We start from the raw sequence: 18,556 nt of genomic DNA, 5'->3' as shown, positions 1-18,556 counted from the left end.
GAGATATTTCGGAAATAGAAATAGTTTTGGGGGTGTTTTTATGAAGCAGAACGACCAAGCTGGAATCATCTACACAGCTTTTTCATATTTTTTATGGGGAATCCTCCCGATCTATTGGAAATGGTTAAATCATGTTTCCGCCTATGAAATTCTCGCTAACCGCATTTTTTGGTCCTTTTGGTTTATGCTCTTATTTTTATTCGTCAGTAAACGCTGGAAGGACTTCCAGGCATATATAAAAACATCGCTTACGAAAAAGAAGCAGCTGTTTGCGCTACTACTGGCTTCTTTATTGATCAGCATGAACTGGTTCATTTATATCTGGGCCGTGAATACAAATCAAATGGTGGAAGCGAGCCTGGGTTATTATATCAACCCCTTGGTAAGCGTATTGTTAGGGGTATTCATCCTGAAGGAAAGCTTGTCAAAGGCTCAAATCGTCTCCTTTGGATTGGCCGCGGTCGGGGTTCTGATCCTAACGATATCCTACGGTGACTTCCCATGGATCGCCATAGGTCTTGCATTCTCTTTCGGATTATACGGATTAGCCAAAAAGCTCATTCAGGTCGAATCATCCATCGGCCTGACCCTGGAAACCATGACCATCGCTCCAGTGTCCTTACTTTACCTAGGCTACATGTACAATGAAGGTTCCATGTCTCTATTCCATGTATCGTTAGGGACGGACCTCTTATTAATGGGTGCCGGGGCGGTAACCGCCATCCCTTTATTATTCTTTTCAAAGGGTGCTCAGCAAATCCCGCTTTACATGGTCGGGTTCCTGCAATACATTGCACCGACCCTCACATTGATACTTGGCATTTGGGTCTATAACGAAACATTCTCATTCACCCATCTCATTTCGTTTATGTTCATATGGCTCGCCTTAACCATCTTCACAGCTTCAAGAGTGCAGTACGCCCGAAAGCGAAGAAGGGAAGCGAGATTGTCTGCGTGATGAAATGCGAAACGCTCCAGCATGTGCTGGAGCGTTTTTTATAGGGACGGACCTTGGTTTTGTTCACTGGTAATAGGGACGGAACTTGCACTTGTTCACAATTTGGCACAACAACCGATCAAAGTGGCACAAGTTGGCCTGGTTTTGGCACAACAGACAGGAAAATGGGGTTCTGATACCCATTCAGAACCCCATTTTTTTATAAGAACGAACGCTTCACTTTTTCCCAGAACGAATTATCTTTTAATTTTACCGTTTTAATGATTTTATCGCTTAATTTCGCTTCGACTTTTTCCACGTGTTGAATACTGAGAGCCTCATTGTCCATCCCCATTGCAGGGTAGTCATTACCGTCCTGGACAATCTTAAGGACCAAACGGCGCTTATCACTGAGAATGAAGGAAGACCCGAGGGTACGATAGCGATTATTATTCAGGGACGCCATCTCGCTCACTTGAATACAAGGCAGCATGGGATCCACCACTGCTCCGCTGACGGATTTATTGTAAGCCGTACTTCCTGTCGGCGTTGCAATGATCATGCCATCTCCCCGGAACGTTTCGAAATGGTTTTCATCGATGAATACGTCCATGACAAAGGTTTTGATGATGCCGGAGCGGATGCTGAATTCATTCAGACAATGGAAGGAAGTTTGGTTATCAACGGTTACTTCTATGGTCGGATATTTGCGAACTTCGATTTGCTCGGTTGTCATCGCTTCAATCATTTTGGACGTATCGTCAATATGGAAATCACAATACATACTCAGGGTGCCACCTGTTGAAACGCCTGCATACAAGCAATCCTGCCTGAAGCCTGTTTGGCGGACGGCTTGAAGGAACGTTCCATCCCCTCCGATACTGACGATGATATTCGCTGTCTTTGGAGAATCGACAATGTTGAAATCATAGCGCTTGGCAAGCTCGTATAAACGGTCGAGCTTTGCCTGCATCCCTTCTTCGTGTAAGGCATAGAAATAAATATTTCGACGGTTATTCATCGTATGTACCTCCCTGGAATTAAAAATAAGATAATTTTTCCCATTTCCTTAAAATTTTGCTAGAATCTAACTTAGTGAATATTCTATCATGTTTTCACGTGAGAATGATATTCATATCCTTACATAAGATAGGGTAAACAAGGGAGGAATATACAAAATGAATGCAAAAAGATGGACGGCATTAGGTATTGCTGTTGGGTTATTTTTTGTTTCTGTCGTAGTCAATTTCGCTACATCTGCGGCAACCAGTGATTTTGATAAAGCATTTGAAGATATGTTTGGCGGAACGGAGGATGCTTTCGGTGAAGAAGTGATTGAAGAAGGAAATGCACAGAAACGAATCGCTGTTTTAGAAGTGGAAGGCGTCATTCAGGATACGGGCGGAGCTACATCCGTATTTGAAAGCCCTGGATACAATCACGAACTCTTTATGAAAAAGCTGGATGCGGTTCAAGAAGATAAATCTGTTAAAGGGATTATCTTGAAAGTGAATTCCCCGGGTGGAGGCGTAGTGGAGAGTGCTCAGATCCATTCGAAGCTTGTTGAAATCATGGAAAAAACGAAGAAGCCGATTTATGTATCAATGGGGGGGACTGCAGCTTCCGGAGGTTACTACATATCTGCACCGGCTACGAAGATATTCGCCAGCAAAGAAACATTGACCGGTTCACTCGGTGTCATCATGCAAAGCATCAACTACTCTGAATTAGCAGAAAAATATGGGGTCGATTTCGTGACCATCAAGAGTGGACCATATAAAGATATCATGAGTCCGACCCGTGAAATGACGGATGAAGAGAGAAAGATCCTTCAATCCATGATCGACAATTCCTATGAAGGCTTCGTGGATGTCATTGCGAGTGGCCGCGATATGTCCGAAGCAGAGGTCAAGAAAATTGCAGATGGAAGAGTATACGACGGAATCCAGGCCAAAGAAGCCAATCTGATTGACGAATTCGGCTATGTAGAAGATACCATCGAAGCCATGAAAAAAGACCATAAGTTAAAAGGTGCTCAAGTATTTGAATACACTGCAGGCGATCCTTTCTCTGAATTCTTCAGTATGGGTGCCAAGAAAATGATCGGGCAGGACATGGAAGCTGCGGCATTGATGAAGCTGCTATCCAAACCAAATTCTCCACGATTAATGTATCTATACTCTGAATAAGGAAGGTGAATGACGTGAGTGACACACAAGATCGTTCTGTACTACATGATGAAGAGCGGGAGCGTATCGAAATTCATTCGCCATCTCCCCATCAATCGGGGCTGGGCGATGGATATTACTTAGCAGGATTTTGGATAAGGTTTTGGGCATATTTACTGGACCTTATCGTGATTGGAAGCATTACACGATTAGTCGTCAATCCAATTTTAAAACTATTGGATATTTCACTATCGGAAGGCTCCATGTTTGCTCCTATTTCGATATTAACGAGTATTGTTTTTTATGGATACTTTATTTTAATGACAAAATACTTCAGCCAAACAATCGGTAAAATGGTATTCGGCATTAAGGTCATCGATTTAAAAGGGAAGAAGCCTTCGTGGGGAACGATTATCTTCAGAGAATTGATCGGTCGTTTTATCTCTACCACGATCTTCATTCTCTACGTGGTTGTAGCCTTTACGAATAAAAAACAAGGAATACATGATTTGTTCGCCGATACGACGGTGGTTCAGGAAAAGAAGAAGCTGGAATTTAGGCCTGCGCTTTAAATTAGAAACCAAACCTGTTTTGATGGGTTTGGTTTTTTTTATTGAGAGAAGTGTTTTATATTTACATTAATTGTAAGGAGACGCAATAACCGTAAAGAACGACGCAAATAATTGAAAAACGACGCAATTACGGTTACAAATGACGCAAATAATTAAAATAAGACGCAAATCCGGTTTGACCCCCTAATTACTGACGTTTTCTCCAAGGGTCTTACTTGTACTTAGTTTTTCATTTTGTTTTTCCTTCTTCGCTTTTATGAAGAAGGAAAAACCTTTATTTTAAAGGCTTAAAGCCATTTCTTCAGGAAAACCACTATCTTTGTATTTCTCATGAAACTTCACGGGTGACATTCTTCCAAGGCTTCCGTGATATCTACGGTGGTTGTAGAATTCCATAAACTCATCAATTTCGTAATACGCTTCTTCAAAATAGGTAAATTCATATCGCCTGAATAAATCACGTTCCAAGATACTAAAAAAGGATTCGATATAGGCATTGTAGTTTGGTGACCTTGGGGGAATCCGTTCATGAAAAACGTTGTTTTTCTCACAAAACTCCCCAAATAAATTACTGATAAATTGCGGCCCATTATCTGTTCTTATCACAATGCAATGGCCTTTAGAATCATCTATGACCTGTAACTGTCGTCTAATAATGGCTTCATTAAGCATTCCGGTTATATCTTTGGCTGTACACCTTGGTCCTCTGTAATATCCAACGATGGAGCGATCGAAGACATCAATTGCACATGCCACAAAGAAAAATCTCCTGCTTCCAACAATGCTTCCATACTTAATATCAAGCTGCCAAAGTTGATTAGGGGCAGTAATGATACGATTACGAACAAGTCGTTTGGGGTATTTGGGATTTCCATGTCGTTGTGGAAGTAGAATTCCTAATTTTTTGCACAACCTGGCTACCTTTTTATGATTAATTTGAAGGTCGTGTTCATCATTTAATAACTGAGCGAGATTCTTCACACCATACGTGGCACCATCGCCCTCGATGGCCTCCATCAAGAATTCCTCAATCTGCTCATCTGGGATGAAGTCACCTGAAGTAGTCTTTGAATACCCTGGAAAAGGACGCCCTCTTTTCTCTACCATTTCAACTGGTTCGTCAGTGGCATTATGGTAATAATACAGGGATCTGTTTGTCCCTGTTATTTCAGTGAGCTTAGTAATATGAAACCCCTCCTTTGCCCATACTCGAATCTCTTCTAAGACGGTCATGGCCGGTATTGGTTTTTTTTTAATAAGTTTCTAAGCATCGCAACTTCAAGTTCTTTTTCACCAAGCAGTTTCATCGCTTGTTCATATTTTGCTTTAAGCTCTTCTTTAGAAGGCTCAGTGGATAAGATAGCAGAAGCAGGATTTTCCATTTGATCACGTACCTCATCCTCATATTCCTTGATCCACCTTGTCAAAGTAGACCGTGAAATCCCAGCGTTTCGAGAAATAGATGAATAATTCCCACTCTCTAAAGCCATCCGTACATAATTTCTCTTTACTTCTTCTAAGGCTTCAATCTTTTTCGACATGGAACAGACCTCCAAAATTCCTCTGTATTTATGGTTCTAGTGTACTGTTTTTGGTACAAAAGTGTCCAAAGGAATTAGGGGGTCGTAAAGAATCCAAAGGGAAACGACGCAATTATTAAAAAGCAGGCGCCCGGATCGACCTCCACTGACCGAAAAATCATCCAGAGACCGGAAAAAAATCCACTATCGCAAGTATATTCTTCAAATATTACTCCTTTTTCCCGTTAAACAAGCCGCTTCCAAGCACAATATCTTTACCCCATAGTTTATTTTCCCGGGCAAAGGCCATAATAAGAGGTTGAAGGGTGTGAAAATATGAGCTGGTGGATTTGGACTTTATTGATCGTTATGGCACTTATCTTGTTAATATTATTTCTTCTTATTATAACGAAGCTGACCGTTACTCTCTCTTTGTACCACGGGAATGACAATGACCATTTCAAGGTGAAGCTTAGGGCATGGTTTGGCTTGCTAAAATATACAATCGATATTCCGTTAGTCAAACTCGATGACGATGGTCCGAATATTGTGTTTGAGGAAGAACAAAAAAGAGGCAATGAAAGCAATCCATCAAATAAAAAGACTTCTAAAAAGAAAATCACTCCAAATGATTTTATAGATAGTTTGAATGATACGAAGGAGATCATCATCCATGTCCAGTCACTTCACAGAATCATCAGGTCGTTTCTCAAGAAAGTCAAACTGGATCATGTGCATTGGAAGACGTTATTCGGCACTGGGGATGCAGCATCAACAGGGACGTTAACAGGGACAATCTGGGGTATGAAAGGGAGCATCATCGGCATTCTGAGCGGTTATATGCGCTTACAATCCATGCCCGTCATAGAGGTGACTCCGACATTCCAGCATGCTGTGATCCAAACGCAATTTTCATGTATTATCCAGTTTCGGATAGGGAATGCTATCCTAGTAGGTTTCAAGATACTTCGGTACTGGCGAGGCGGTATGGCTAAGTTCAAGACAAAACCCCTTTCCACAATTTCTGGAGAAAAACATTCAGTTTAATAAGGAGGTCTTTATATGTCAGAACATCCTATTGAAGGTCTAATGACCACGGCAATGGAAAATTTAAAAGAAATGATTGATGTGAATACGATTATCGGTGATCCCGTTGAAACACCCGATGGAAGTGTCATCCTGACAGTATCGAAGGTTGGCTTTGGATTTGCTGCAGGTGGAAGTGAATTCATCATTGATGGCAAAGGAAAAGAGGATGGTGGCGGAAAAGGCGGAGACGGCGGAAGTGACAAGTCATCCCCTAAACAGCAGCCATTCGGTGGAGGTAGCGGGGGCGGTGTCTCCATTACCCCGATCGCATTCCTGATCGTCAGCTCAAAAGGAATCAAGATGCTCCATTTAGATGAAAGCACTCATCTGATCGATCGCCTGCTGGACTTGGCTCCGGGTGCCATCGAGAAGATTCAGGGTATGATGAAAAAGGACGATAACAAGCAGGACAATAACAGTCAGGGTAATCATAATCAAAAACTTGATCTGTAAAAGATGGAGAGCTTACTCGAGTATGAGTGAGCTCATCTTTTTTTTGAAAACAATCCCTATGATTTGCTTTACCACATCGTTTTTCTGTACTATAAACATGTACATATTATTATGGAGGAGGAACAAATAATGGCAAACATTACATTTAAGAAAAACCCTGTCACTCTATTAGGTAATGAGGTAAAAGTAGGGGACAAAGCTCCCAACTTCACAGTATTAGCTAATGATCTGTCGGAAGTCACACTGAATGATTCCAAAGGCAAGGTGCGTTTGATCAGTGTCGTTCCTTCCATAGATACATTTGTTTGTGATGCACAAACACGCAAGTTCAATGAAGAAGCAACAAAGTTTGATAATGTAGAAGTATTGACGGTTTCCGTGGATCTTCCATTCGCGCAAAAGCGCTGGTGCGGAGCGAACGGAATTGAAAATGTCCAGACGCTTTCCGATCACCGCGACCTTTCTTTCGGTGAGGCATTCGGCGTACACATCCAGGAGCTTCGTCTGCTTGCACGTGCGGTATTCGTCGTAGACAGCAATGATGAAGTGACGTATGTGGAATATGTAAGCGAAGCGACTGATCACCCGGACTATGACGCTGCCGTAGAAGCAGTGAAAAACGCGAAATAATCCTGTCTAAACCAGAATATTCTTCAAGACATGCTGACCTGACTTACCCATGGTCAGCATTGTTTTTTTTACAAACGGTATGGACAGAGGTAAAATAGATGAATGAAATTGTGATAAAGGAATGAATGCCGATGATTAATTCGCCAGTCGAATCATTATTTGGAATAATCGATGAAACGGCTACACTGCTGCAAGAGGAATTAGCATGCAGCTATTTAGAGGCCGTAGCCGAAACAGGGGAAAACCTTTTTCAGGGTGACGTCCTGCAAGAGGAAGTAAGTGAACTGACCAAGAAACGTTTGAACAAGAAGTACGATGAAGTGAGCCTTTCTCAACTCGAGAATGAAAATATCCGTAAAGCCTTTCAATTCGCGATTTTAAAAGGAATGAAAGAAAACGTTCAGCCGAACCATCAAATGACACCGGACTCTCTTGGTTTATTTATTAGCTACCTGGTCAATAAATTCACCAAGGGCATGGACAAGCTCACCATCCTGGATCCGGCGATCGGGACAGGGAACCTCCTGACGACGGTCCTCAATCAGATGCCGGGAAAAGAAACGCAATCCATCGGGGTCGAAATCGATGAAGTATTAATCAAACTCGCCTACGTAGGAGCCGATCTTCAAAAACATCCACTACAGCTCTTTAATCAGGATTCAATCGAACCCCTGTTCATCGACCCTGTAGACCTTGTGTTATGTGACCTGCCAATCGGTTACTACCCGAACGATCTACGAGCACAGGATTATGAGCTGAAAGCAGAAGAAGGTCATTCATATGCCCACCATCTGTTTATGGAACAGAGCCTGAAGCACACGAAAGAAGGAGGATACCTTTTCTTCATCGTGCCAAATGGACTTTTCGAATCTCCGTACAGCGCACAGCTGCAAACGTATTTGAAAGAAAAGGCCGACATCCAAGGCTTCTTACAGCTGCCCCTGTCATTATTCAAAAATAAGAACTCAGCAAAGAGCATCCTGATCCTTCAAAAGAAAAAAGAAGGAATTAAGCCTCCTAAGGAAGTATTGCTTGCTCAGCTGCCAAGCTTATCAAATCAACGTGCCCTGCAGGACATCATGTCCAAAATCGATCAGTGGCTTGCACAGAATAAATAGTGATTTTTTACAGGACTGCCTTTGGCGGTCTTGTTTTTTTGTGTTTTATTCTCCATTTGTTGGGGGTATGAAGGAAAGAGGGGTTCGATTTTGATTTATCGACCGTTAAAAGTATATATCGACCGTTAAAAAAATATATCAACCGTTTTTTCATTTTATCAACCAAACTTTCACTATACCGACCGTTCTGCACAATTCGACGAAATTCGCCACCCGCCCGCGAAGTCCAACTTCTACCGTAACCACTCTTATCACTATGAATTCTAATTTTTGTGAAAATATTTAATTTAACATGAAAACGATGTCATTTCAAGCTTTTTCTTGAAATAGGTGGGAGTCAGTGATTTAATGGGGAATTGAGAGATAAAAAATGATTCAATGAACAGAATAAATAAGAGTCAAGAGATCGAAAACAAAAGGAGCGATACAACGTGGCAAAAAAAGTGATTGCAATTAATGCTGGAAGCTCTTCTTTAAAGTTTCAGCTTTTTGATATGCCTGAAGAAACGGTTATTACAAAAGGTCTTATTGAACGTATCGGACTGAACGATGCGGTATTTAATATAACAGTGAATGATGAGAAACGTGAAGAAGTAACAGATATCCCGAACCATGAAGTCGCGGTTAAAATGCTGCTTGAAAAGCTGACAGGCTTTGGCATCATTGATTCACTTGATGAAATCGACGGGATCGGACATCGTGTTGTGCACGGTGGCGAGGTGTTCAATGATTCCGTTCTGATTACGGAAGACGTAGTGTCTAAGATTGAAGAACTTTCTGATCTGGCTCCACTTCATAACCCAGCCAACCTTACGGGTATCAAGGCATTCCAAAACGTATTGCCTAATGTGCCAGCGGTTGCTGTCTTTGATACAGCGTTCCACCAATCTATGCCGGAAAGCTCCTTCTTATACAGCCTTCCTTATGAGTATTATGAAGATTATGGCATCCGTAAGTATGGCTTCCACGGTACTTCCCACAAGTATGTATCAGAGCGTGCAGCGGAAATGCTTGGCCGTCCGAAAGAGCAAGTTCGCCTGATCTCTTGTCACTTAGGTAATGGTGCAAGTATCGCGGCGATCGAAGGCGGTAAGTCGATCGATACGTCAATGGGCTTCACTCCTCTAGCAGGTGTTGCCATGGGAACACGTTCAGGTAATATCGATCCGGCCCTTATCCCGTTCATCATGGAAAAGACAGGATCAACGGCTGATGAAGTATTGAACATCCTGAACAAGAAATCCGGTATGCTTGGTGTATCCGGGTTCTCAAGTGACCTTCGTGATATCGAGCAACAGGCTTCTGAAGGTAACGAGCGTGCGGAACTGGCTCTTGAAGTGTTTGCCAACCGTATCCATAAATACATCGGTTCTTATGCATCCCGCATGTATGGTGTAGACGCAATCGTCTTCACAGCAGGAATCGGAGAAAACAGTACGCTTATCCGTGAAAGAGTCCTCCAAGGCTTGGAATTCATGGGCGTATACTGGGATCCTGCACGTAACCAGGTCCGCGGTAAAGAAGCATTCGTTAACTACCCGCATTCACCTGTAAAAGTCATGATCATCCCGACGAACGAAGAAGTCATGATTGCACGTGATGTAGTGGAAAAAGGAAATATCTAATAACGCAAACAGGATTGCCTTAATGGTGATCCTGTTTTTTTATAAGCTTTTTTTGCAAAGTTTGTTGTTTTTAACATAATTTCTGCAAGGCTCTGTCAATTAGTTTGTGCTAGATGGAGAGGGGAACTGCTCCGCTTTCCGCGGACGTTCGGCCGAGCCTCCTCAGCTTCGCTTCCGGGGTCTCGGCACGCCCGTACTTCCGCAGGAGTCTGCGCAGTTCCCCTCTCCATCTTTAATAGTTTTTTTGTGACAGAGCTTCAATGTGTAACAGAAAACAATATAAGTAGGAAAAATAATTCTTCTTTCCTAAAAGGACAAATCAATCTCTACTTAACTTAAATGAGATCGTTTGCTAAAAAGCTTGTTTTAATTATTTTCGATTAAGGATACATGCTCAGAAAGTTGATTGGAGCGGAAGGATGCTCGACTCCTGCGGGAATAGCTGGACAGGTGAGACCCCGGAGGCGCAGCCGAGGAGGCTCACCGCCAGCCCCGCGGAAAGCGAGCATCCTGGAGCGGAAATCAACTAGTACTTTTTCTTCTGCAATAGCAACATACTTTACGAAAGACCCTATTAATAATATCAGAGTATTCAAAAGACTTTCTTGTGTATAAGTGTTGTCCTCCCCAGATATGGTATACTATACGTAATTTAATGAATGTAAAAGGAGTGGGAGAAGTGAACTGGTCAGAACGAGATAAGCAGGTATGGCAGTCGATCAAGACGTGGAGAGATGAATTATTTGAATACGAAGCGAATGATTTGGAGCATACATATGTGAAATGGTTGGATTACGCCTTTGAATCGATCCCGGAAGATGTTCAGGCTCAATTTTTCCAGCGTCTGGATGGCTGGTTGTTTCACATGCATTCTCTTATTCAAGGCTCACAGATGCAAAACGATGCACGTGAGCGCATCCTTGTGACGGCAAGAGCTTTTAATCAAGATATTCAGACGGTTGAGGATCTTCATTATTTAACGATCGATCAGCTTCATTACATAGCGGAACAACATGCGGGACGTCATCGCATCTACTCTTTAATACAAGGAGGGGTGACGGGGACAGGCGGCCTGGTGGCGATCGGTTCAGATCTTCCTGCCATGCTTGTCATCAATCTGCGTTCGGTGCAGCTCATTGCCATCACCTATGGATTTGACGTTCAGACCCCATTTGAAATGATGACGTCACTGAAGGTGTTCCATGCAGCCACGCTGCCGGCAAGGCTTCGGGCACTTGCCTGGGAAGATCTGATGGAGGACTTGAATAAGAAGGATTCCAATTACTTCTATGACGGATCGGAGCAGCTGACAGACTATACGTGGCTGGAAGGGTCCATGAAGCAGGCACTAAAAGCAATGGCCATCACCATGTTCAAAGGGAAGAAATGGTCAGGTCTTCCTCTTGTCAGCATCGCCATCGGGGCTGGATCCAATTATCAGCTTTCCAGGAAAATCACTGATTTTGCGGAAAAGTATTATCAATACCGCTATTTGCGTGAAAAGAAAAATGATCAATAAACAAAGGGGGATGATGTACTCACATCATCCCCCTTTGTGTTTTTTCCGGATTGGTCCGGTACCAGATCCATAAATCATTGATTTCTGAAGCCCTCTCTGAAATCTCTCCATTGATCATGCAGGACCTTTCGAAATTGTCTTCTTGAGCCAATTCCGCCTGCAATCTCTCAATCTCCACTTCAATTTCCTGGATCCGGTCAGGAATCATTCCCCGTACGCGCTCCCATTCAAGAAGAATCAATTCCTGTTCCTCAGAAGAATAAGAGTGCCATTCCTTCAAGAATCGGGGAAGGTAGATTCCGAGCCTTGAATTATATGAGAAAAATTCGTTCTTCATCTATCCTGATGCTCCTTACGTATCATTCTTCTTTCATCCTACAATAAATGAACCGACAAGCCCAGCAGGAAGGCAATCTCAACATCATTTTATAAAATATTTATACAAATTAATGAATAAGTATTGATGATTTTCTGATAAACTGCTAATATAAATTCATCTTAAAGAATAATTATTCAATATATATAGATTAACAGGAGGAGATACGGATGAATAAAAAAGTGGTATTAGCCTACTCAGGTGGTTTAGATACGTCGGTTGCGGTTCAATGGTTAAAGGAAAAAGGATATGAAGTGATTGCGTGTTGCCTGGATGTTGGAGAGGGAAAGGATCTGGATTTCGTTCAAGCAAAAGCGCTGAAGGTCGGAGCTTCAAAAAGCTATGTGATCGACGCGAAAGAAGAATTCGCGAATGATTATGCCCTTCTTGCCTTACAAAGTCACGCTCTGTACGAAGGGAAATATCCGCTGGTTTCTGCTCTATCAAGACCTTTGATTGCTAAAAAGCTTGTGGAGATCGCTGAACAGGAAAATGCTACAGCGGTCGCCCACGGATGTACGGGAAAAGGGAATGACCAGGTGAGATTTGAAGTATCCATCGCGGCATTGAATCCTTCTTTAGAAGTGATCGCGCCGGTTCGCGAATGGAAATGGTCACGTGAAGAAGAGATTGAATATGCGAAGGATAAAGGGATCCCTATCCCCATCAATCTCGATTCCCCTTATAGCATCGACCAGAACTTATGGGGAAGAAGCAATGAATGTGGTGTACTTGAAGACCCATGGGCTGCTCCTCCAGAGGATGCATACGACTTGACGTCGAGCATTGAAGCATCACCGGACGAAGCTGATGTGGTCGAGATTACATTCTCTAATGGTGTGCCTGTTGAATTGGATCACGTTGCCCATCCACTAGATGAGATTATTTCCAAGCTGAATATCATTGCTGGTAAACATGGGGTCGGACGTATCGATCATGTGGAGAATCGTCTGGTCGGGATCAAGTCACGTGAAGTGTATGAGTGTCCAGCCGCCGTCACGCTGTTAAAGGCACATAAGGAACTGGAAGATCTTACGCTTGTGAAGGAGCTTGCTCATTTTAAACCTGTGATCGAGAAGAAAATGTCGGAAATGATTTATGAAGGCTTATGGTTTTCGCCACTGAATCAAGCGCTGAAGGCATTCCTTGATCAAACACAGGTGTATGTGAATGGTGTCGTCCGCGTGAAATTATTCAAGGGGCATGCCATCGTGGAAGGAAGAAAATCACCTAATTCCTTATATGATGAGAAACTTGCGACTTACACAAAAGCGGATGAATTCGATCATGATGCTGCCGTTGGATTCATTCAATTATGGGGTCTGCCGACAAAGGTTTCAGCAATGGTCAACGCTGAAAAGAAGGAGAAAGTGACTCTATGAGCAAGCTCTGGGGTGGACGTTTTACAAAAAAACCGGAAGAGTGGGTGGATGAATTCAACGCATCCATCTCCTTCGATCAGGAACTGGTCCTTGAGGATATCGAAGGCAGCATCGCCCATGTAACGATGTTAAAAAAATGCGGTATCCTCACTGTAGGCGAAGCTGATCAAATCCTTGAAGGACTTCATGTTCTTTACGGAAAGGCTGAAAAGAATGAACTTCAGTTTTCTGTTGAGTATGAAGATATCCACTTAAACTTGGAGAAGCAGCTGATTGATTTAATTGGTGAGGTCGGCGGTAAACTTCATACAGGCAGAAGCCGTAATGACCAGATCGCGACAGACATGCATCTGTTTCTAAAGAGACGAGTGGAGGAAATCGTCACACTCGTTGAGGATCTTCAGCAGGCAATCATTGTTCAGGCGGAAGAAAATGTTGAAACGATCATTCCTGGGTATACTCATCTTCAGCGTGCCCAGCCGATTTCCTTCGCCCATCATCTTATGTGTTATTTCTGGATGATCAACCGGGATAAGGAACGACTCGTTGACTCTCTTAAAAGAATCGACATATCCCCATTAGGCGCCGGGGCACTGGCTGGTACTACGTTCCCGATTGACCGGGAATATTCAGCTGAACTGCTTGGGTTCAACTCATGCTACGAAAACAGTCTGGACGCCGTAAGTGATCGTGATTTCATCCTGGAATTCCTGAGCAATAGCTCCATTATGATGACCCATCTTTCTCGCTTGGCGGAAGAGATGATCCTCTGGTCCACGGAGGAGTTTCGCTTCATCGAGCTCGATGACAGCTTCACGACTGGAAGCAGCATCATGCCTCAAAAGAAGAATCCTGATATGGCGGAGCTTGTGAGAGGGAAAACGGGGAGAGTGAATGGAAATCTTATCTCTCTACTTACCGTCTTAAAGGGCTTGCCCCTTGCGTACAACAAGGACATGCAGGAAGACAAGGAAGGCATGTTCGATACCGTTAAAACCGTAGTGGGATCTTTGAAAATCTTCACTGGTATGATCTCTACGATGAAGGTGAACACGAAACAAATGGAGGAAGCGGTAGGGAATGATTTCTCCAATGCGACGGAACTTGCCGATTACTTGGCGACAAAAGGGATTCCGTTCAGACAAGCCCATGAAATCGTCGGGAAGCTGGTTCTCTATTGTATTAAAAAGGGCTGCTATCTGAAGGATATTACATTGGAAGAGTATGGTGAGTTTTCTTCATTGATAGAGGAGGACATTTATTCGATATTGACTCCGTATTCGGCTGTTGAAAGAAGAAAGTCTTATGGTGGTACAGGATTTGAGCAGGTGAAGGTGCAGATTGAGAAGGGGAAATCTCAATTGAAAACATTTACTGCTCAATCAGTCTAGATAAAAAGGAGCCGTTGAACGTAGAGTCTATCTGCATTCAACGGCTCTTTTGGTTAATAAAATCATTACTCATCCAATTCTTCTGTCCGGACAACGAGAACATCACAATGGGCAGCTCTTGTAATATGCTCTGACACACTTCCGATGAGGAATCGTTCGACGGCGTTAAGTCCGGTTGCGCCGCATATGATAAGGTCTGCTTTGACGTTCTTGGTTGCTTCTCTTGGGATGATCACTTTAGGGGAACCGTACTCGACATAGGTTTTCACTTTTGTTAACCCTGCTTCTGCAGCATCTGCTTTGTACTCGTCTAACAATTCTTCAGCATACTTGATAGCTCTTTCTCCTACCGTGCGATCGTAGGATTCAATCGCCGCGAAGGAACGGGTATCGATGACATGTATCAATGATAATGTTGCATCATTACGTTTAGCGATGGCAATCCCTTTTTTGAACGCCCATTCTGCTTCTTTGGATCCATCAACGGCTATTAATATGTTCTGATATTTTAAACTCATTGTTATCCCCTCCTTACCCTTATCATACTATATTTTTCCACTCATATCTGTATCTAATTTTCGAACAATAAAAGGGAAACGACTACTTATTTATAAGGGGGAATCGACATGAAGAAAAGAGATCCGAAAGAGCAGTTCACATATGATGAGCAGGCAAACGAGCAGGTAAGCCAGCAGATCATGGATTCTTATACGAGCGGAGTCATTGATACGGAAAATGGTCATTATGGCACGTATGAGAATGAAGAGTATGAGAAGTAGGTAGATGATAGAGAGCTTGTAGGGACGATGAATGCCCGCAAGCTTTTTTATTCAATGAAATTCAAGGTGAAATAGAGGAAACAGCCCCTGGCACATCTTTTGCCAGGGGCTGTTTTAAGTGAAAATGGCATATGGTTCTGCTAAACTTCTCTATTATGACATGATGCTTCATTGTTGGGATTAGATAAACATTAAAAAATAGATGGAGTGAACAAATAGATCGGAGGTAATGAAATGAAAGATCCAATAATCATTGTAGGAGCTGGTTTAAGTGGTCTCCGGGCGGCTTCTCTGCTTATTGAGAAAGGCATGGAGTGCATTGTACTGGAATCGCGACAGAGAATAGGCGGCAGAGTGTTGAGCAGTGACGTGGATGGACCGGACTTTGGCAAGGTTGATTTGGGACCAACCTGGTTCTGGCCGGAACATGAGCCCACTATCACGTATCTTGTCGAAGAACTCGGCTTACAGACGTTTGTACAGCACACTGAAGGAGCAATTCTTTTCGAACAGTCAAAAAATGAACCCGTCCAACGGCATATGTTGCCGAAAGGGGCTATTCAAAGGTCTGTTAGGCTTATTGGCGGTGCTCAAGCACTCATTGACGCCTTATCAGAAACTCTTCCTGAGGGGACGGTCGAATTGAATGCATGCGTAACCGCAATACGAATGGATGAAGAGGGGAAGGTCATTGTTGAAGCAGAGCAAGCTGGTGGAAGAAAGAAAATTATAAGAGCGGGAGCTGTCATCCTAGCATTGCCTCCCCGAATCGTGGAGCGTCGCATTGAATTCTCCCCTTCACTTCCAGATGAGATCGTGAAAAGCCTGTTAGACAAACCAACGTGGATGGCGGGACAGGCGAAGGCGGTTGCAATTTATGAACGTCCCTTCTGGCGGGAAAATGGACTTTCCGGACAGGTAACCAGCTGGGCCGGTCCCTTACAGGAAATCCATGATGCATCACCCCATACAGATTATGGTGCACTCTTTGGCTTCTTCGGGATACCTGCTAATATGCGCCAAGAGCTGGGTGAGGAAAAAATCCTCGAACTTGTCATAGAACAGTTGACCAGGCTCTTTGGGGCGGATGCCGATCAACCCCTTTCTCTCATATACAAGGATTGGTCCATTGATTCCCATACTGCGGTGGAAGAAGATGCAGCCCCTCTTACCAGCTTTCCGGCCTATGGTCCACCGGTGATTACCGGAACCTGGGAAAAGAAGCTCATATTTGCCGGTACAGAAACATCCCCTGAACATGGCGGTCATCTTGAAGGTGCACTTCGGTCCGCTGAGCGTGCGGTTATGGAAGTGATGGAGCTAAAATAAACATATGACTAAAAAGGTCCTGCATCTGGAATGTTTTTTTAGATGCAGGACCTCGTATTGATTATAGTATTTTTAGATACCAAATTACTTTGGGTGTTTCGATTTGGAATCAACAAGTTGATTTAACTGATGCACTTTCCATGGAATCAATGGAATTGTCACCGTGGCTACATCAATCATTTCGCTTCATTAGCCATCGGAAAAAGGAAAATTTGTCAAAATACCTTTTTACCTTATTCAAAGTACTGTGGTTCTCAATATTTCTTTGTGGTTCTTGCTGATTTGTATGGGAGACCAAGTTTTTCTCGGTAAATAAAACTGATTTTTCTTTTGGTGCAGGTTCTAATAGAGTAGAGTTAACTTGTTTTGAGTTTGATGAATGAGGGTTAAGTACGTTTTGAACCTGCTCGATCTTCTTGGGATTTTGATAAGTATGAACTTGTTTACTTTTAATGATATTGGAAGAAACTGATGGTCGGGTTCTCTTATTGCATCCGCAGCTGGATGGACGCTTTTTTGGACGCTTGTAAGCTAGGACTTCCACAATCACTTCAGTTGATTGTGTCTTGGGTGAAAGGGGCAATTGTTCATTCATAGTGCATACCTTCTTTCTTATTGTGTGATAAAGAACAACAAGGTATAAAAAGGTTATTAGAAAAACCTCTTTATACCTGAGTAACCTATTGTTCTTTTCTTCTTAGGATTTAATAGGGTTCACTTATTTCTTTATTAGCAGGTTGTAGTGATTGTGATAGACCAACCGTTAGAGATGGAACCTGCATCAATACCTGCATTGTCTACAACAAACAAACTCCATGTGCCATTCGGGTTTAAACCATTAAAGTTGCTTAGTGCAACAACAGCATTCGGTACTGGAGCAGGTGCCGGGAAAGTGTCAACGAATCCAGCGCAATCGGTAGGTTGGTAAGTGCCGGAAGTAAGAATACCGCCGCATGGAACTGGGTTTACTGCCGCATCGTCAAATGTCAAAGTAAGGTTTGTAACACCTGAACCAGAATCAGGGTCCGACATAAGAAGGGTATTCGTTGTTCCATCCGGTGCTACAAGCATCACATCGACATCAAGAGGGAAAGTATGGGAAAATCCATTAAGGGTAGCAGTTACTTTAGTAATGGTTCCGTCCAAGCCAGCAACATTAATGACAGATGGATAAGGATCAGCTGGACCCGATGTGCCTCCGCCGCCAGGAATAGTAATGGTCCCAGTGTTACTAAAGGTAGCAGTTGATGGAACACAGAAATCAAAATCGCCGCTAAACGTTAAAATTGTGTCGCATGCGTTTGTACAATTAGCCGATTCTACAGTTTGATTCACTACATCGATATTAGTCAGATCAAAACCTTCGCAAGGATTTTCACCTTCACATGTGTATAAAAGAATATTGTCTACACAACTTTCCCCATGACAGCAAATGTGACTGATATTTCCTTGGCTATCCATCACTTCCAGGGACGCAATATACCGAATAGACCCCTGTGCCACAAGCCGGTTGAGTGTAACTGGGCATAGCAAAGGTGCATTTGGGGGACATGGGTTAGGGATAGTCAATTCTGTTTCACAAGTTTCAGTGTTACAGAACAAGCAATCCGTGTTAAAAGCTACAGAATAATTAAAGCTCTCATCGGGATTCTGTACAGGGGTGAATCC

General features: G+C 43.0%; 20 protein-coding genes. 13 read left to right on the top strand and 7 right to left on the bottom strand.

All coding sequences use genetic code 11. The features are described 5' to 3' along the window. The first annotated feature begins 40 nt into the window (after positions 1 to 40). The gene (gene rarD / locus TV75_RS14150) at positions 41 to 958 is read left to right on the top strand and encodes an EamA family transporter RarD (protein ID WP_044339430.1); all 918 of its coding nucleotides are present in this window, start codon (positions 41 to 43) and stop codon (positions 956 to 958) included. Between the two features lie 199 nt (positions 959 to 1,157). Here rarD and TV75_RS14145 read toward each other — a convergent pair whose 3' ends face one another. Further along, entirely contained in the window at positions 1,158 to 1,958 is an 801-nt protein-coding gene (locus tag TV75_RS14145) for an NAD kinase (protein ID WP_044339429.1), read from the bottom strand. A gap of 157 nt (positions 1,959 to 2,115) precedes the next feature. On the opposite strand from TV75_RS14145, the gene sppA reads away from it, so the two are divergent. Together sppA and TV75_RS14135 are read left to right on the top strand one after the other, a co-directional pair. After that, a complete protein-coding gene (sppA, locus tag TV75_RS14140) occupies positions 2,116 to 3,126 on the top strand; it encodes a signal peptide peptidase SppA (protein WP_044339428.1) in 1,011 nt (336 codons plus the stop codon). A 65-nt stretch (positions 3,127 to 3,191) separates the two neighbouring features. Beyond that, entirely contained in the window at positions 3,192 to 3,677 is a 486-nt protein-coding gene (locus TV75_RS14135; RefSeq protein WP_044339478.1) for an RDD family protein, read from the top strand. A 279-nt stretch (positions 3,678 to 3,956) separates the two neighbouring features. Here the strand turns inward: TV75_RS14135 and TV75_RS14130 are convergent, their stop codons facing one another. Both TV75_RS14130 and TV75_RS14125 read right to left on the bottom strand, forming a co-directional pair. After that, on the bottom strand, positions 3,957 to 4,910 hold the full coding sequence (locus tag TV75_RS14130; protein WP_044339427.1) for an IS3 family transposase: 954 nt from the start codon (positions 4,908 to 4,910) through the stop codon (positions 3,957 to 3,959). Then, positions 4,907 to 5,218, bottom strand: coding sequence for a helix-turn-helix domain-containing protein (locus TV75_RS14125; protein ID WP_044339426.1), 312 nt, complete (start codon positions 5,216 to 5,218; stop codon positions 4,907 to 4,909). The genes TV75_RS14130 and TV75_RS14125 overlap by 4 nt, the downstream gene beginning before the upstream one ends. A 315-nt stretch (positions 5,219 to 5,533) precedes the next feature. On the opposite strand from TV75_RS14125, the gene TV75_RS14120 reads away from it, so the two are divergent. The 6 genes from TV75_RS14120 to TV75_RS14095 all read left to right on the top strand — a co-directional run bounded on the left by TV75_RS14120 (position 5,534) and on the right by TV75_RS14095 (position 11,631). Beyond that, on the top strand, positions 5,534 to 6,244 hold the full coding sequence (locus TV75_RS14120) for a DUF2953 domain-containing protein (RefSeq protein ID WP_044339425.1): 711 nt from the start codon (positions 5,534 to 5,536) through the stop codon (positions 6,242 to 6,244). Between the two features lie 15 nt (positions 6,245 to 6,259). Next, positions 6,260 to 6,739: a GerW family sporulation protein gene (gene ytfJ, locus TV75_RS14115; protein ID WP_044339424.1), complete on the top strand. Its 480-nt coding sequence runs from the start codon at positions 6,260 to 6,262 to the stop codon at positions 6,737 to 6,739. 129 nt (positions 6,740 to 6,868) lie between these two features. Continuing rightward, positions 6,869 to 7,369 carry a thiol peroxidase gene (tpx, locus tag TV75_RS14110; RefSeq protein WP_044339423.1) on the top strand — a complete coding sequence of 167 codons (501 nt, stop codon included), beginning with the start codon at positions 6,869 to 6,871 and terminating at the stop codon, positions 7,367 to 7,369. Between the two features lie 131 nt (positions 7,370 to 7,500). Continuing rightward, positions 7,501 to 8,487, top strand: a complete 987-nt coding sequence (locus TV75_RS14105; RefSeq protein ID WP_437176714.1) for a class I SAM-dependent methyltransferase — start codon at positions 7,501 to 7,503, stop codon at positions 8,485 to 8,487. Positions 8,488 to 8,918: 431 nt separating this feature from the next. Beyond that, entirely contained in the window at positions 8,919 to 10,112 is a 1,194-nt protein-coding gene (locus TV75_RS14100; RefSeq protein WP_082051287.1) for an acetate kinase, read from the top strand. A 679-nt stretch (positions 10,113 to 10,791) separates the two neighbouring features. Further along, positions 10,792 to 11,631, top strand: coding sequence for an EcsC family protein (locus TV75_RS14095; protein WP_156142447.1), 840 nt, complete (start codon positions 10,792 to 10,794; stop codon positions 11,629 to 11,631). A 19-nt stretch (positions 11,632 to 11,650) separates the two neighbouring features. On the opposite strand, the gene TV75_RS14090 is transcribed toward TV75_RS14095, so the two are convergent. Continuing rightward, positions 11,651 to 11,968, bottom strand: a complete 318-nt coding sequence (locus TV75_RS14090) for a hypothetical protein (protein WP_044339421.1) — start codon at positions 11,966 to 11,968, stop codon at positions 11,651 to 11,653. Between the two features lie 209 nt (positions 11,969 to 12,177). On the opposite strand from TV75_RS14090, the gene TV75_RS14085 reads away from it, so the two are divergent. Then, positions 12,178 to 13,389 carry an argininosuccinate synthase gene (locus tag TV75_RS14085; RefSeq protein WP_044339420.1) on the top strand — a complete coding sequence of 404 codons (1,212 nt, stop codon included), beginning with the start codon at positions 12,178 to 12,180 and terminating at the stop codon, positions 13,387 to 13,389. Continuing rightward, positions 13,386 to 14,780 (top strand): argininosuccinate lyase, encoded by a 1,395-nt coding sequence (gene argH, locus TV75_RS14080; protein ID WP_044339419.1) that lies wholly within the window; start codon positions 13,386 to 13,388, stop codon positions 14,778 to 14,780. The genes TV75_RS14085 and argH overlap by 4 nt, the downstream gene beginning before the upstream one ends. Before the next feature lie 65 nt (positions 14,781 to 14,845). On the opposite strand, the gene TV75_RS14075 is transcribed toward argH, so the two are convergent. Then, positions 14,846 to 15,298: a universal stress protein gene (locus tag TV75_RS14075; RefSeq protein ID WP_044339418.1), complete on the bottom strand. Its 453-nt coding sequence runs from the start codon at positions 15,296 to 15,298 to the stop codon at positions 14,846 to 14,848. 108 nt (positions 15,299 to 15,406) lie between these two features. On the opposite strand from TV75_RS14075, the gene TV75_RS22145 reads away from it, so the two are divergent. Beyond that, positions 15,407 to 15,559, top strand: coding sequence for a hypothetical protein (locus tag TV75_RS22145; RefSeq protein ID WP_172655772.1), 153 nt, complete (start codon positions 15,407 to 15,409; stop codon positions 15,557 to 15,559). 234 nt (positions 15,560 to 15,793) lie between these two features. Next, entirely contained in the window at positions 15,794 to 16,888 is a 1,095-nt protein-coding gene (locus TV75_RS14070; protein ID WP_044339417.1) for a flavin monoamine oxidase family protein, read from the top strand. A gap of 172 nt (positions 16,889 to 17,060) precedes the next feature. On the opposite strand, the gene TV75_RS14065 is transcribed toward TV75_RS14070, so the two are convergent. Both TV75_RS14065 and TV75_RS14060 read right to left on the bottom strand, forming a co-directional pair. Then, the gene (locus TV75_RS14065) at positions 17,061 to 17,483 is read right to left on the bottom strand and encodes a hypothetical protein (protein ID WP_044339416.1); all 423 of its coding nucleotides are present in this window, start codon (positions 17,481 to 17,483) and stop codon (positions 17,061 to 17,063) included. A gap of 134 nt (positions 17,484 to 17,617) precedes the next feature. Then, positions 17,618 to 18,421 carry a proprotein convertase P-domain-containing protein gene (locus tag TV75_RS14060; protein ID WP_156142445.1) on the bottom strand — a complete coding sequence of 268 codons (804 nt, stop codon included), beginning with the start codon at positions 18,419 to 18,421 and terminating at the stop codon, positions 17,618 to 17,620. Between the last annotated feature and the right edge of the window lie 135 nt (positions 18,422 to 18,556).

The sequence above is a fragment of the Rossellomorea aquimaris genome (assembly GCF_000935355.1).
Lineage (GTDB): Bacteria > Bacillota > Bacilli > Bacillales > Bacillaceae_B > Rossellomorea > Rossellomorea aquimaris_B.
Note: the sequence above shows the minus strand (reverse complement) of the source record. Positions and strands in the feature narration are given on the sequence as shown.